Here is a 14,367-nt window from a genome sequence, read left to right as displayed (position 1 = left end):
CGCGCCGGTCCTCGAAGCAGTACGCGGGAATTCGGCGTCGGGCCGTGGCCCGACGCTTTTTTCTGTTGGCGACCCGTTTGACCAACTCGCCGCATTCATAAGCGCTTACGACCGCTGACTCGCGGCTTGCCTCGCGTCCCCTGAAGAAATCAGATCGCTTGTCGATAAACCGTGTTTGGCGGGAGTTCTGAATGGTTAAGCAAGCTAAACGCGCTGCAACGGGTCCTTTGAAGGAACTGGGACCCATATCCCACAGTATCGAGCGCACTTTCTACTATATGCACAGGGCGTCCCTGGCTCAGCGGTGGATCGGGACAGAGCGCGTGACGTCGATCAGCGACTTCAAGGAAGGCGAGACGTCAAATGAAAAAAGTGAGGACAGGGAGCAGCGTCTTAAAAAGGTGACGAGCCGAAGCCAGCGAGTCGAGCAGTACATGCTGTGCTGGTTTTGCTTCGAAGTCCTACTCCTTCTGGCCGGCTTGGTAGTCGGGAAATTCGGAGACTCGCATCGGTCCGTTGTGGGCATTGCCAGCGGCTTGTCCGTTTTGTGCTTCATCGCAGTGCCGGCATATCGCGTCTTCGAGATCGTCGAGACGGTGATCAACATCAATTTGTTCGACCCCGTGCGTAATGGCGTAGCCAATCACGTGGCTTCTGTGCCAAGGATGGTCATTCTCGGCATGTGGAACTGGTTCGAAGTCGCGATTTGCTTTGCCATTTTCTATGGGTCATCCTGGGCGCACTTCGTATATGGCAACGCCGAAAGTGCAACCTCGGGGCACGGTTTGTATTTTAGCGTCGTCACGCAACTCACGATTGGTTACGGCGACGTATCGCCGATTCATGCCACGCAATTTGCTGCTGCGCTTCAAGGTTTGATTGGTTTTCTGCTGGGCATGATCATGCTTTCGCGCATCGTTGCCTTCCTGCCAGGCTTTGTCGCCGTTACCCAACCGGCGACCGCGGCGAATGCCGACCCCAAACCTCTCGCGGTAGCGAGTACGGCCACGGCTACGTCAACCGTGGATGTGGTTGAGAAGGCGTAAATCTCGTGGACGCAGCAGGCGAAAGCAGGCCATTGCGGTCTGCCCGCCATTTGCTGTGAGGTCAACGATTCGAGACTTCTGTGTTGCGTTGGCTAGCGGATCGTAAAGGCGACGCTAGCGCGAGCAACGTCGCGATGTCGAGCGACGGGTCAGTTCGATGGGCGAGGGGGCGTAGCCGATGCGGCGGCGGGTAGAAATGAAAAACGGGCCGAAAGGCCCGTATTCATTGGCGTTCTGGCGGAGAGAGGGGGATTCGAACCCCCGATAGGCTATTAACCTATACACGCTTTCCAGGCGTGCGACTTAAACCGCTCATCCATCTCTCCGGCGGGAGGCGAATTATAGCAGAGTCCGCGCGCGGGAGGAAAGCGCTCGCGCAGAAGCTGGCACGATCTGCGCTTTGCAAAGACCGCCGACCCCGCTAAGCAACGCAGAATTCGTTCGTTCCCCGCTTCCCGGGCTTTCCGTAACGTTGCCGCACCGGCCTTGCAGCCGCCTCGCAAGGACCGCGCAGCGACCACCACCACACGCAACGGAACGCCCTGCATGAACAACAAAAACGCCGCCCTCTCACGCCGCCCGCTAACCGCTGCGCTCGCGCTCGCCTTCGCCGCAACTTGCGCGACACTCGCCACCACCGCTCACGCACAAAGCAGCGTCACGCTGTACGGCATTGTCGACGCCGGCATCGCCTACGTGCACAATGCCCAGAGCACGAGCGGCCAGAACCAGTCCACGCTCGTCAAGTTCAGCAGCGGCAATCTCTCGGGCAGCCGCTGGGGCTTGCGCGGCACCGAGGATCTCGGCAATGGCCTCGCCGCCATCTTCCAGCTCGAAAACGGCTTCAACGTGGGCACCGGCGCGCTCGGGCAGGGCAGCCGCGAATTCGGGCGCAAGGCCATCGTCGGTCTCGCCAGCACGACGTGGGGCACGCTCACGCTCGGCCGCCAGTACGATCCGCTCGTCGATCTCGTGCAGCCGCTTACCGCCGACGGTCCATTCGGCGGTGTGTTCGGCACGCCAGGCGACCTCGACAACTACGACAACAGCCTGCGCGTGAGCAACTCGGTCAAGTACGCGAGCCCGCTCATCGCCGGGCTGCAGTTCGAAGCGTTGTATGCCTTCGGCGGCGTAGCCGGCGCCACCGGCAGCGGCCAGACCTACAGCTTCGGCGCCGCATACTCGAACGGCCCGCTCTCGCTCGCGGCCGGCTACTTCTTCGCCAACGGCGGCAGCACGCTCACTTCCGGCGTGCGCACGTGGACGAGCAGTTCGGACAGTCTCTTCAACACGGTCATCAACCAGGGCTTCGCGAGCGCAAGCTCCATCCAGATCGTGCGCGCGGGCGGCAGCTATGCGGTGGGCGCATTGAGCTTCGGGCTGGCCTGGTCGAACACGCAATACGCAAACGATGCGTACTCAACCTTCCACCAAACCGCAAAATTCAACAGCGGCTCGGCGTTCCTGAACTATCAGATCACACCGGCGCTACGTGCGGGCGCGGGCTACAACTACACATCGCTCACCGGCCCCTCGTCGGCGCACTACAACCAGGTGAACCTGGGTAGCGACTACTCGCTTTCCAGACGCACCGATCTCTACGCGCTAGCCGGTTACCAGAAGGCGAGCGGCCACACGCTCAGCACGAATGGCTCCAGCATCGTTGCGCAGGCATCGATCGGCGACTTCGGCGTGAGTTCGGGCGCCGACAATCAGGCGCTCGTCGTGGTGGGGATCCGTCACAAGTTCTGACGCCAGCACGAGCACCTGCGGCAAGCGTCGGCAGCCGCGCGGGGGATCGCCGATAATGCTTCGTCGATCCCCCGAGGAGAACCTGCTTGAAGGTCAGCGAAGCCGTTACCAGCCGCAAGTCCGTGCGTCAGTTTTTGCCCGATCCGGTGGACCCCGCCGTCATTCGCCGCGTGCTCGATACCGCTGCGCGCGCACCCTCTGGCGGCAATCTGCAACCGTGGCACGTTCATGTCGTGGGCGGCGAATCGCTCGCGAAGCTCAAGTCGATCATGGCCGATCGCATTGCGCAGGCGCCTGCGGGCGAGCCGATGGAGTACGACGTGTATCCGCGCGACCTGGGTTCGCCGTATCGCGAGCGTCGTTATCAGGTGGGCGAGGATCTCTACCGAAGCATCGACGTCGCTCGCGAGGACCGGCCGGGCCGGTTGCGTCAGTTTGCGCGCAACTACGCGTTTTTCGACGCGCCGCTCGCGCTCTTTTGCACCGTGGATCGTCAGATGGGGCCGCCGCAATGGGCCGACCTCGGCATGTTCCTGCAGACGGTGATGCTGCTCCTGCGCGAAGCCGGTCTGCATAGTTGCGCGCAGGAATGCTGGGCGCGCTACGCGCAAAGCGTTGGCGAGTTTCTCGCCTTGCCGCGCGAACGCATGGTGTTCTGCGGCATGGCGATCGGTCATGAAGACACGCGCGCGCCTATTAACCAGTGGCGCTCGGCGCGCGCACCGCTCGACGAATTCGTTCAATTCGACGGCATTTAAGCTTTAATAATACATATCGCTTACAGTGCTGCGCGAATGCGCGCGGCGAGCGCTTCGAGCTGCGCCATGTCGGCCATTTCACGCGAGTGCGGGCGCAGTTCTTCGCCCGCGCGGCGCGGAATCAGATGAAAGTGCACGTGCGGTACGGTTTGCCCGGCGGCGGCGCCGTTGAACTGCGCGATCAACAGGCCTTCGGGTGCAAGTACCTTGCGCAGCGCAGCCGCCATCTTTTGCACCGTCGCCATCGCAGCGGCACCGGCTTCCGGCGAAAGATCGTAAATCAATTCAGCGCCTTCTTTCGGCAGCACTAGCAGGTGGCCTTCGGATTGCGGCATGACGTCCATGATCGCAAGCGTCGCGTCGTCCTCGTACACCTTAATGCAGGGCGCTTCGCCGCGCAGGATGCGGGCGAAGATATTTTTGTCGTCATAGGCCATGGTGGGTTTCTCCAGTTCAGGCGCGCTGTTTGCCAGCGTCCGGGCGATGGGTTTTGTCGAGTTTGCGATTATGGCCCGCCCTGTATGGGCTGTGCGTGTTCCTGCACGTTTTTTGAAGTAGGTGCATCATAGAGTTTCTCGCAGCGCGCGCGACGACGAATGTCTTGATTGCAACCTCTTGAATGGCATGGGAGCCAGGTACCAAGGACCCGACTCCAGCCGACATGGAGCACGTATGGCAACGACTGATCTCGAAGCAGCTCATCCCGTTCGTGAGGCCGCCGTATCGGGGGCCTGGCGCTTTATAGCCCAGCTATTGGCGCGCGCAGACGTCAAATTCAACGGCACCCGGCCGTGGGACATGCGCATCCATGACCCGCAGGTGCCCGAGCGCGTGCTGGCGCTAGGCAACCTGGGCCTTGGCGAGGCCTACATGGACGGCCAGTGGGACTGCGAGCAACTCGACGAATTCTTCGCACATGTGTTGCGCGCGCATCTGGATGACCAGATCGATCCCTCCCGTCTCGTCTTCTACGCGCTCAAAGCGCGCCTCATGAACCGCCAGACCGTGCGCCGGGCATGGAAGGTGGGCCAGCAGCACTACGATATCGGCAACGAGTTCTACGAGGCGATGCTCGACAAGCACATGGCCTATACCTGCGGCTACTGGTCGGGCGGCGCGAAGACACTCGATGAGGCGCAGGAGGCGAAGCTCGATCTCATCTGCCGCAAGCTGGGTCTGAAGCCCGGTATGCGCCTGCTCGACATTGGGTGTGGCTGGGGCAGCCTCATGAAATTCGCGGCCGAAAACTATGGCGTGTCGTGCGTGGGCGTGACGATCTCGAAGGAGCAGGCCGCGCTCGGCGCCGAGCGCTGCAAGGATCTGCCCGTCGAATTCCGTTTGCAGGACTACCGGTTGCTCGACGAGAAGTTCGACCGCATCGCGAGCGTGGGCATGTTCGAGCATGTGGGCCCGAAGAACTATCGCACCTATATGGAAGTCGCACAGCGCTGTCTTGCCGACGACGGTCTCTTCGTACTGCACACCATTGGCAAGAACCGCCGCGACACCACGCCCGACCCGTGGGTCGACAAATACATCTTCCCGAACGGCATGCTGCCGACTATCGGCCAGATCGCCGACGCTTCGGGCGGCCTCTTCGTGACCGAGGACCTGCATAACTTCGGCGCCGACTACGATCGCACGCTCATGGCGTGGCATGCGAATTTCGAGGCGGCGTGGCCGCGGTTCAAGGCGCAGATGGGCGAGCGGTTCTACCGCATGTGGCGTTACTACCTGCTGTCGTGCGCCGGGGCATTCCGCGCGCGCGACATCCAGCTGTGGCAGTGGGTGTTTTCGAAGAACGGCTTGCTGGGCGGCTATCAGCGTCCTGCCTGATCTTCCCGTTGCATCACCCAAGCGGCCGCGTTGCGCGAATGGCGAACGCGGCCGTTTTCTTTGGGAATCAGCGAATCAGTGCCGAGACCGTTGCAATGCCAAGGATCGTCATGATGACCGAGGCGCATACGTGTATGGCGATTTCGCCCGCGGCCCAGCCGAAACGTCCGTGCTGCAGATGCGAAACGACTTCTGCTGAGAAGGTCGAGAACGTGGAGAGCCCGCCCATAAGGCCCGTGATCACGAAGAGGCGCCATTCGGCGGAAAGCTGCGGCATGCGTCCGAAGTACGCGACTGCGACGCCGATCACATAGCCCGCGATGACGTTCGACGCGAGCGTGCCGAGCGGCAGCTCAGGGTAGAGGGCATTCAGACGCAGCCCGAGAACCCAGCGCAGCAGCGAACCGAGCGCGCCGCCAATGCCGACGGCGAGGATGGACAGATACATGGTCTGGAGTGGTTGAGGGCGCAATATGCGCCGGCGCGCCATCCCGCCGGCTCTGTTTTTCTACCGCTTTCGAGCACGGAGTGTAGCACCGGCCGAGACCGGCGGTTCCATGCCATGGCGCTTTATCCTCAGACCTGGTTCTGTCTCGAACCATTGCAGGGCGGTGCGTCAGACGATCCCGCCGTTCGCACGCAGCACCTGGCCGTTGACCCAGCCGCCGTCCGGCCCGGCGAGAAACGACACGACACTCGCAATGTCGTCAGGTTGCCCGAGGCGCTGAAGCGGCGGCATGTTCGCGAAATGCTGGACCTGCTCTTCGGTCTTGCCGCTGAGGAACAATTCCGTCGCCACCGGCCCCGGCGCGACCGCGTTCACGCAAATGGAGCGTCCGCGCAATTCACGTGCGAACACGCGCGTGATCGTCTCCACAGCGGCCTTGCTTGCCGTATAGAGCGCGTAGCCGGGCAGGTTCATCGCGAGCACGGAGGTCGAGAAATTGATCACGCGGCCGCCGTCCGCGAGTTTCGTCGCCGCTTCGCGCAGCGTGTTGAGCGTGCCGCGTACGTTGATGTCGAAGGTTTCGTCGTAGAGTGCGTCGGTCGATTCCGCAACGGTGACCGTTTTCATGATGCCTGCGTTATTCACCAGCAACGTGGGCTGGCCCAGCGTTTCTGCTGTGGTTTCGAAGAGCCGCCGCACTTCGTCGGCCTTCGCGATGTTCGCTTGCACAGCGATGGCGCGACCGCCTTGCGCCGCGATTTTCGCGACCAGCGCTTCGGCTTCGGCGCTGCGCGAGGCGTAGTTGATGACGACGGCGTAACCGTCGCGTGCGAGGCGTTCGGCAATGGCGGCGCCTATGCCGCGCGAGGCGCCCGTGACGATGGCGACGCCGCTCGCGTTCGCGGATGCGTTCATGATCGGAACCCTTCTCGTGAGTGATGTGGACGGGCTCGATCATGAATGAAACCGCGGCGGCGATCATTGCTTGCCGCCGGGTTTCATCATTCCATTTCGATTAACAATGCACGGCGGCGCTCAATAGGCGATGCAGACGGATTTCGTCTCCGTGTACGCGTCGATGATCGCGCGGCCATGCTCGCGGCCAATGCCCGAGGCCTTGAAGCCGCCGAAGGGCAGCGCCGGATCGACCATGTTGTGCGTGTTCACCCATACCGTGCCTGCCTGAACGCCATCCACCACACGCAAAGCCTGGTCGAGCTGGTTGGTCCAGACGCTGGCGCCAAGACCGTACTCGGAAGCATTCGCCGCCGCGATGGCTTCCTCGACATCGTCGTACGGCATGGCGACGAGCACCGGCCCGAACACTTCTTCGCGCACGACGGTAAGCGGCTTGTTCGCCGCGTTCGAGATCACGGTGGGCTCGATGAAGTAGCCGGGACGATTGCCATCGCCGCCGCCCGCCACGATGTCGCCGCCTTCGGCGCGTCCCTGCGCGATCATTCCCGCAACCTTGGCGCGATGGCGCGCCGAAACGAGCGGGCCCATCTGCGTGGCCGCGTCGAAGCCCGAGCCGAGTACCGTTGCGCGCGCAACGTGTGCGATGCCATCGACGATCTGCTCGTAACGCGCGCGCGGCAGATACAGGCGCGAGCCAGCCGTACACACCTGGCCGTGATTGAAGAAGATCGCGCCGGCCGCGCCTTCGATCGCCCGCTGCGGATCGCAGTCGTCGAGCACGATCACGGGGCTCTTGCCGCCCAGTTCCAGCGACACGCGTTTGAGGTCGCTTGCGCATTGCTTGCCGATGATGCGCCCCACTTCGGTCGAGCCCGTGAAGGTGACCTTGTCCACCTGCGCATGGCGCACCAGCGCCGCGCCTGCCGTTTCGCCCTGGCCCGTGACGACGTTGAATACGCCCGGCGGAAAGCCGGCTTCGTGTGCAAGTTCGGCGAGACGTATGGCCGTGAGCGGTGTTTCCTCGGCGGGCTTGAGCACCACGGTGCAGCCGCAGGCGAGAGCAGGCGCGATCTTCCAGACCGCCATCAGCAGCGGGAAATTCCACGGCACGATCGCGGCGACCACGCCTGCGGGCACGCGCCGCGTGGAGGCGTTGTAGCGCACGCCGGGCGGGAACGCGAGCGAGAGATCCACGGTGCTGCCCTCGATCTTGGTCGCCCAGCCTGCCATATAGCGCAGCCATTGCACGCTGCCGCCTACTTCGAGCATCTTCGAAAAGCCCAGCAGCTTGCCCTGATTGAGCGTTTCGAGCGCCGCGAGTTCGTCGCCGTGCTGCTCCACGAGATCGGCGAGCTTGAGCAGCAGGCGCTCGCGCGCGGCCGGCGGCATGCTTCGCCACGTATCGGCTTCGAAAGCGCGGCGCGCGGCCGTGACGGCAGCGTCGATGTCGGCGTCGCTCGCGTCGGGCACCTGCGCGATCTCGGCGCCGGTGGCGGGATTGAATACGGCGAACGTGCGGCCGTTGCCGCTTTCGCTAAAACGTCCGTCAACGAACATCTGCGTGCGGATCGTGTGCGTGAAGTCCTGGCGGTCCATACCGTCTCCTGGTTTAGGTAGTAATGCGAATGTATTTGGGTGGTGGTTTCAGCGTAAGTCGATCGTGCTGCCCGCCGCGAGTGCGGCTGAAGCGGAGTAGGGGGTACGCGTGCGGAATCGGCGCGGGGCCGCGAATGCGTATGCGCATGCAAGATTGAGCGCGCCCCCAACGAGAAACAGCACGTAGAACCCTTGTCCAAAGCCCCATGACGTGGTGGCGAGCGCCGCGCCTGCCAGCATGCCGGCATGGTGGGCGAGGCCCGGGCAGCCGGCACCCGATGCGCGGGTCGCTCGCCCGCCGCGCATGAGCGTGGGGAGCGTCAGATAGTCGAGCACGGCGAAAGCGGGCGCAGCGAGCGCGGCCCACGGTGCAAGCGAATCTATCGTGGGCGCGGTGAGCAACGCGCCGCGCAATACGAAGAGCGCTAGCAGCGCGCGCCGGTAATCGACGCGCTCGGCGAGCCAGCCTGCGACGCCCACCACGGCGAGCGAGATCGCGACCTGTGTGACGGAAACCGCAGCGCCGCCGCACAGCGCGAAGAACTGGAAGCGCGCGAGCACACCGCTCGAAAGCCCGGCAAGCAGCGCGGGTGCAACGAGCAGCATGCCGTTGCGCCACGCTGGCGTCGTTGCGTGCCTATGCGTCGAGCTTGCGGCGTTCTCACCTGTACGCCGCAAGTGCAGGCACGCTGCGGCGATCAGGGCGGCGCCGCCCAGTATGAGCGGCGTCTGTGCCCCCGTCGCGCCGGCACGCGCGCCTTCGCCCATTGCCGCCATCGTGAGTGCGAGTGCGCTCGCGACCGGTACGGTGGCGAGCGTAACGAAGCAGCGTGCCAGCACGCCGGGCAGCAGCGCCATCGAAAGCAAGGCAGTTGCGCTTGCGGCGAATGTGGCGAACGATGCGCCGGCCTGCATCGCCGCGCTCATGATGCCTGCGGCAAGCGCGCTTGCGCCGCCTGTGATCGCCGCCCAGAGGCACAAGAGCCGTGCCACGTGCATCACAGCAAGGCGGCGCTCGCGCGGCATCATTGCGTGCTCACTGCTTGCTGTGGCAGCACGATTTCGCTTCGGGCGCAGGTGCGCCGTCCTGCACGCTGTGCGGATCGCGCCCGCCCGGCAGGTCCATCGCCGCATTGCCGTAGAAGAAGTTATTGGGCTTGAGCATGAAGCCCGCATACTCCACCGGCATCACGGGGAAATCCTCGGGCTTGCACACGTGCGTGTGGCCGAAGCTGTGCCACAGCACGATGTCCTCGTTCTCCACGTTGCGGTTCGCCTCGATATAGCGCGGCAGGCCGTCGCCGCCCGCGTGCTGGTTCGGGTAATCGCCGCTCGCGTAGCGCTGCGTCGTGTCGTACGGCGTGACCCACACATGGCGCGTGGCGAAACCGCCGCGCTGGCGCACCTTCGAGTTGGGATCGGCGAGCATGAGCGGCGAGTCGTTGACGATGAGCTTGTAGCCCGGATTCGCGCCCACGCGGTTTTTCACGTTCGGATTCACGACTTTCCAGAAGCGCCCGGTCTGACCGTTGGCGTTGCGCGCCGCTTCCTGCTCGGTCTTGAGCACGCGTTTGGTCGTATCGAACACGTTGCCGTACGGATTCTCCGCGCCCATCGCACGCGGCACGAATTCGTGCTCGGTCACGGAGTTCTTCTCGCCATCCACCATCATGTGCAGGCGCGCGTTGAAGAAGTGCTGATGCGTCGGGCCGCCCAGGTTTTCCGTGACCATGCCGCCCCACGGGTACGTGTCGCCGTCTGCCACCGCCGAAGTCTGGATGATGCCCGTGAGCTTGCATTCGAGCTGGATCGTGCCGTCCTGATAGAAGTACCAGTAAAAGCCGTAGTCGTAGTTGCCCACGGTCGCGAAGAACGAGATGACGAGGCGGCGCGAGCGGCGCATCTCGAACACGCCGGTGCGGAATTCGTAGTGCTTCCAGAGCGTGCCGTAATCTTCTTCGTGCAGGCACACGGCGTTCTTCATGGTGAAGCCGTTGCCGAAATCGTCGGCGGAAGGAATGTCGAAATAGCGGATCGTGCCAAGGCAATCGCAGCCCAGTTCGAGCTGGTTCGCGAGCTTGCCGAGTCCGTATTCACCCGCGTCGAACGCGCTTTTCCAGTAGTGGTTCGTGGTGGGGTCCGAGTAGGGCACGCACATCTCGGTCACGCTCGCGCGGTACACGATCGGGCGCGGCGCGCTCTTGCCGTCGTCCCAGGTGATCTGGTGCAGCACGAGCCCTTCACGCGGCGTGAAGCCCACGCGGAATTTCCAGTTCTGCCAACTAACCTGCCAGCCGTCTATCGTAAAGCTCGGCCCTTCGGGCTGGCTGATGGAGAGCGGCTTGACGGTGGTGCGCGGCTCGCCGAGGCTCGGCGTGTCGTAGTTGTGCTTGGCGCGCGGGATGGGGATGATACGGCCGTCGTCGATCAGCTCGATCACCTTGTGCGCCAGCAGGTCCACCACGGCGACGACGCCTTCGATGGGGTGCGCATAGCCATTGTCGGTCAACGACTCGCGGTAGTAGCTCACGCAGCGCACGAGGCGGCGACCGTTTTCGTTAGGGCGGTCGAAGGCGCCTGCGGAGAACGGATCGACTTGCACACGCTCGAGATCGTCGTCGGTGAGGCCGCGCTTCTTGACGGCCGCGCGCCACGCAGTGTCTTCCTTCACGATGCGCTCCGCATTCATGAAGTCTTCGATCATCACGGGCGGCTGGCCATAGGGCGCGCTTTGCAGTGCGAGCGCCCTGCGCGATTCCACTTTTTTCTCGCGCAGGTCCACGACGAATTCGAGCGTCTGGCTGCGCGTGCGGTCGATCGCGATGACAAAGGCGCGGCGCGAATAGTACTCGCCGGGTTTGTAGGCGAGCACTTCCGCCTTGGGCGGTTCATGCAGTTCGGTAACGGGAAAGCGCCCATATTCATCGAGCTGCTCGGCGGCTTTCACGATGTCACAGGCAAGCTGCATTTCGGCGAGGCTCAATGGGTCGAGCGGATGCGCGTTCGGTTTCATGTTCATAAGCATTTCGTAAGGATGACGTTGGGCGCAACAGGGCAGGGGGCGGTATGAGGAATTCGCATTCGTCTCGTGCCTTGTCGATGGGTCAATCGTAGAAACGCCGTATTTTTTTCGCGCTTGCAAAACGCGCCAAAGGGGCGATAGAGTGCGCCAGAGACGAACGATGGTTCAAGCCGTCGGCGCATACAGGCCCTAATGGAGCGAGACATGAAAAGAGTGCCTGTCAATAGCGGTTTCCCCATGATTCGTGGCGCCGTGATGGGTCCCATCGTGCGTGCGCTCGACGCCGCTGGTGCGGACTGCGATGCATTGCTGGCCGAGTTCGGCTTGAGCCGCCGGCAGCTTTCCAATCCCTATGAAATCGTGGCGCTGGGGCGTTATGTGGGCGCATTCGAACGCGCGGCGCAGGTGCTCGACGAACCGTTTCTCGGTCTGCGCTTAGGCGCCGAATTGCAGCTCACGGAACTGGGGCCAGCTGGCCTCGTGTTCATGTCGTCGCCCACGCTCGGCGCCGCAATCCGTAAGTTCACCGATACGCTTGGCTCGTGGCAGAGCGCAACGGCCGTCGACCTCGTGACCGACAACGCATGGCCGATGTGGAGCTACCGCATTGCACATACGCAGATCTGGCCGCGCCGGCAAGACGCCGAATACAGCGTGTCGGCGATGTGCCACATGATTCGTCAGGTGCGGGGCGCGGCGTGGACGCCGTGTGAGATTCATTTCGAGCACGCGGCGCCCGAGGACCTCAAGCCGTATATGCGGCTCTTCCGCGTGCCGGTGCGCTTCCAGCAGCCGGCAAACGGCGTGGTCGTGCACCCGCACGATCTCGACACGCCGCTCAAAAGCGCCGACGTGCAGATGGCGCGCATGATGGAGCGCCACGCCACCGACCTCATTTCGCGCGACACGATCCCGCATACGCTCGTGGACCAGGTGCGCGATCTCGTGACGCGGCGGCTTGCGCGCGAGAAGCTCGTGGTCGGCGACATCGCGAAGGACCTCGGGCTTTCGGACCGCTCCTTGCAGCGGCATCTCGCCGACGCCGGCACTTCCGTGCGCCAGATCATTCGCGAGGAGCGCGAACGCAGCGTGGCGGTGCTGCGCGAGCAGGAGGGCATGACCAACGCTGCTGTGGCCCGCGCGGTGGGGTATGCCGACGCCACCGTGCTATGGCGCGCAACGCGCAACTGGCAAGCAGTGAAAGCTAAATGATGGCTGTCGGTAAGTATGTGGACTGAATAAAGTACGAATTTCCAGTTCGCGGCATTGATCAGGATGCCGAAGGTAATCTCGACCGCTTCTCGGCGGTTAAGTGAAAACCCGCTCCAGCCCTGGCGCACTTTATCGAGTATTTGGCGCGTTGCGCCAAGTCGGCGAATTTATTAGCTGCCTACCATGCGCTCAATCCGAATCGGGAAATTCGATTCGTCGAGCGCCAGAGGCACGCGGTTCTTCATCGTGTCGTACGGCGAACCCAGAACAGACACCAGCAGAGGCAACGATGAACGAACCGTATTCTCCCGCTCACCTCGTTGGAGACGACGCGGCAGTGGACTCACAACGCAGCCTGCTCGGGCTTTGGCAGATCGTCTTTCTCGTCATTTCCGCAGCGGCGCCGCTCACCGGCATGCTCGGCGCGGTGCCGCCGGCCATCAGCCTTGGCAACGGCGCGGGCATTCCCGGCGCATTCGTGATTGCGGGCGTCGTGCTGCTCGTGTTCAGCGTGGGCTTCGCTTCGATGAGCCGGCACATCGTGCGCGCCGGCGCGTTCTACGCCTACATCACGGCAGGTTTCGGGCGTCCCGTCGGCATGGCCGGCGCGCTCGTCGCGCTGCTCTCGTACACGAGCATCCAGATTGCGCTGTACGGCCTGTTCGGCTTTTTCTGCACAGTGGTGCTTGGGCCATTGATGCATAGTTCGCTGCCGTGGTACGCGTATTCGTTCGCGTGCCTCGTCGTCGTGCAGTTCACCGGCATTCGCGGCATCGACCTGAATAGCCGTCTGCTCGGCGTGCTCATGTGTCTCGAACTCGGCATCCTGCTGCTGCTGAGCCTCGCGATCGTCATTCATCATGGCGGACCGGACGGCCTCACGCTTGCGCCGTTCTCGCCGCGCCACGTATTCAGCGGCCATCTCGGCATTGCGGTGATGTTCGCGCTCGCGTCGTTCATCGGCTTCGAGGCCACGGCGATCTACGGCAAGGAGTGCCGCGACCCGAAGGTCACGGTGCCGCGAGCCACCTATGTTTCCGTCACGCTGATTCTCGTGTTCTTCGCGTTTGTCACGTGGGCCATCGTTTGCGCCTACGGCATCAGCAACGTGACGGACGTGGCGACGAAGCAGCCGGGCGACTTCTGGTTCATCCAGTCGACGCAGTACCTGGGCGGCGCGATGACCACGACGATGAGCTTCCTGCTGCTTTCCAGCATCTTCGCGAGCCTGCTGTCGTTCCACAACACGATCGTGCGTTACATCCACGCACTTTCGGGTGAAGGGATTCTTCCGGCCGTGCTCGATCGTCTGCATCCGAAGTATGGTTCGCCGTATCTCGCGAGCTATCTGCAGACGCTTTCGGTTGCGGTGCCGGTGGGTCTTTTCGTAGTCGCGGGCAGCGATCCGTTCAATATCGTGTTCAGCTGGGGTTCGGCGCTCGGCACCATCGGCATCGTCATGCTGCAGGCGGTCACGAGCTTCTCGGTGGCGGCATTTTTCCGCGCCACGAAAAAGGACACGCGCCTCTGGCACGCGTTCCTCGCGCCTGTGCTCGGCGGCTGCGGTCTGCTCTCCATCGGCATCGTGCTGATCGGCAACCTCGACGCGCTCGCCGGCTCCGATAGCCCTGTCGTGCGCGCGTTCCCCTGGATCGTGCTCGCGGCCGCACTGGTCGGCGTGGCGATTGCGATCATCCTCAAGCGCTCGCGCCCGGACATCTACGCGCGATTCGGTCAATAGCACCGCGGCGCGCTTCGCGCGAAGCGTTCGATTCACGC

General features: G+C 63.3%; 12 protein-coding genes and 1 tRNA gene. 6 read left to right on the top strand and 7 right to left on the bottom strand.

Annotated features, from left to right (window positions below):
* The first annotated feature begins 191 nt into the window (after positions 1–191).
* Entirely contained in the window at positions 192–1,046 is an 855-nt protein-coding gene (locus U5A57_RS15885; RefSeq protein WP_321912369.1) for a potassium channel family protein, read from the top strand.
* Positions 1,047–1,281: 235 nt separating this feature from the next.
* Here U5A57_RS15885 and U5A57_RS15880 read toward each other — a convergent pair.
* Positions 1,282–1,372 (bottom strand) — tRNA-Ser (locus U5A57_RS15880).
* Between the two features lie 220 nt (positions 1,373–1,592).
* Between U5A57_RS15880 and U5A57_RS15875 the strand changes: the two genes are divergently transcribed.
* Positions 1,593–2,798, top strand: coding sequence for a porin (locus tag U5A57_RS15875; protein WP_321912368.1), 1,206 nt, complete (start codon positions 1,593–1,595; stop codon positions 2,796–2,798).
* 86 nt (positions 2,799–2,884) lie between these two features.
* The gene (locus U5A57_RS15870) at positions 2,885–3,556 is read left to right on the top strand and encodes a nitroreductase (RefSeq protein WP_321912366.1); all 672 of its coding nucleotides are present in this window, start codon (positions 2,885–2,887) and stop codon (positions 3,554–3,556) included.
* A gap of 20 nt (positions 3,557–3,576) precedes the next feature.
* Here the strand turns inward: U5A57_RS15870 and U5A57_RS15865 are convergent, their stop codons facing one another.
* Positions 3,577–3,993, bottom strand: a complete 417-nt coding sequence (locus U5A57_RS15865; RefSeq protein WP_321912365.1) for an HIT family protein — start codon at positions 3,991–3,993, stop codon at positions 3,577–3,579.
* Between the two features lie 235 nt (positions 3,994–4,228).
* Here U5A57_RS15865 and cfa point away from each other — a divergent pair, with 235 nt between their 5' ends.
* On the top strand, positions 4,229–5,392 hold the full coding sequence (cfa, locus tag U5A57_RS15860; RefSeq protein WP_321912363.1) for a cyclopropane fatty acyl phospholipid synthase: 1,164 nt from the start codon (positions 4,229–4,231) through the stop codon (positions 5,390–5,392).
* 67 nt (positions 5,393–5,459) lie between these two features.
* Here the strand turns inward: cfa and crcB are convergent, their stop codons facing one another.
* The 5 genes from crcB to U5A57_RS15835 all read right to left on the bottom strand — a co-directional run bounded on the left by crcB (position 5,460) and on the right by U5A57_RS15835 (position 11,373).
* On the bottom strand, positions 5,460–5,840 hold the full coding sequence (gene crcB, locus U5A57_RS15855) for a fluoride efflux transporter CrcB (protein ID WP_321912362.1): 381 nt from the start codon (positions 5,838–5,840) through the stop codon (positions 5,460–5,462).
* 168 nt (positions 5,841–6,008) lie between these two features.
* Positions 6,009–6,755, bottom strand: a complete 747-nt coding sequence (locus tag U5A57_RS15850) for an SDR family oxidoreductase (RefSeq protein WP_321912360.1) — start codon at positions 6,753–6,755, stop codon at positions 6,009–6,011.
* Between the two features lie 120 nt (positions 6,756–6,875).
* Positions 6,876–8,354 (bottom strand): phenylacetaldehyde dehydrogenase StyD, encoded by a 1,479-nt coding sequence (gene styD / locus U5A57_RS15845; RefSeq protein WP_415774029.1) that lies wholly within the window; start codon positions 8,352–8,354, stop codon positions 6,876–6,878.
* Between the two features lie 48 nt (positions 8,355–8,402).
* The gene (locus U5A57_RS15840) at positions 8,403–9,383 is read right to left on the bottom strand and encodes a hypothetical protein (RefSeq protein WP_321912358.1); all 981 of its coding nucleotides are present in this window, start codon (positions 9,381–9,383) and stop codon (positions 8,403–8,405) included.
* 7 nt (positions 9,384–9,390) lie between these two features.
* Entirely contained in the window at positions 9,391–11,373 is a 1,983-nt protein-coding gene (locus U5A57_RS15835; protein ID WP_321912356.1) for a primary-amine oxidase, read from the bottom strand.
* A gap of 207 nt (positions 11,374–11,580) precedes the next feature.
* Here U5A57_RS15835 and U5A57_RS15830 point away from each other — a divergent pair, with 207 nt between their 5' ends.
* Together U5A57_RS15830 and U5A57_RS15825 are read left to right on the top strand one after the other, a co-directional pair.
* Entirely contained in the window at positions 11,581–12,588 is a 1,008-nt protein-coding gene (locus U5A57_RS15830; protein ID WP_321912354.1) for an AraC family transcriptional regulator, read from the top strand.
* Between the two features lie 289 nt (positions 12,589–12,877).
* Entirely contained in the window at positions 12,878–14,329 is a 1,452-nt protein-coding gene (locus U5A57_RS15825) for an APC family permease (RefSeq protein ID WP_321912352.1), read from the top strand.
* Positions 14,330–14,367: the final 38 nt, after the last annotated feature.

The sequence above is a fragment of the Paraburkholderia sp. J11-2 genome (assembly GCF_905220185.1).
Lineage (GTDB): Bacteria > Pseudomonadota > Gammaproteobacteria > Burkholderiales > Burkholderiaceae > Paraburkholderia.
This window is presented reverse-complemented; position numbering and strand designations above follow the sequence as displayed.

What these genes read in the sequence shown, in the direction of transcription:
- U5A57_RS15875 (WP_321912368.1), top strand. Translation starts at nt 1,593, where the DNA reads ATGAACAACAAAAACGCCGCCCTCTCACGCCGCCCGCTAACCGCTGCG.
- crcB (WP_321912362.1), bottom strand. Translation starts at nt 5,840, where the DNA reads ATGTATCTGTCCATCCTCGCCGTCGGCATTGGCGGCGCGCTCGGTTCG.
- U5A57_RS15835 (WP_321912356.1), bottom strand. Translation starts at nt 11,373, where the DNA reads ATGAACATGAAACCGAACGCGCATCCGCTCGACCCATTGAGCCTCGCC.
- U5A57_RS15885 (WP_321912369.1), top strand. Translation starts at nt 192, where the DNA reads ATGGTTAAGCAAGCTAAACGCGCTGCAACGGGTCCTTTGAAGGAACTG.
- U5A57_RS15830 (WP_321912354.1), top strand. Translation starts at nt 11,581, where the DNA reads ATGAAAAGAGTGCCTGTCAATAGCGGTTTCCCCATGATTCGTGGCGCC.
- U5A57_RS15865 (WP_321912365.1), bottom strand. Translation starts at nt 3,993, where the DNA reads ATGGCCTATGACGACAAAAATATCTTCGCCCGCATCCTGCGCGGCGAA.
- U5A57_RS15825 (WP_321912352.1), top strand. Translation starts at nt 12,878, where the DNA reads ATGAACGAACCGTATTCTCCCGCTCACCTCGTTGGAGACGACGCGGCA.
- styD (WP_415774029.1), bottom strand. Translation starts at nt 8,354, where the DNA reads ATGGACCGCCAGGACTTCACGCACACGATCCGCACGCAGATGTTCGTT.
- U5A57_RS15840 (WP_321912358.1), bottom strand. Translation starts at nt 9,383, where the DNA reads ATGATGCCGCGCGAGCGCCGCCTTGCTGTGATGCACGTGGCACGGCTC.
- cfa (WP_321912363.1), top strand. Translation starts at nt 4,229, where the DNA reads ATGGCAACGACTGATCTCGAAGCAGCTCATCCCGTTCGTGAGGCCGCC.
- U5A57_RS15850 (WP_321912360.1), bottom strand. Translation starts at nt 6,755, where the DNA reads ATGAACGCATCCGCGAACGCGAGCGGCGTCGCCATCGTCACGGGCGCC.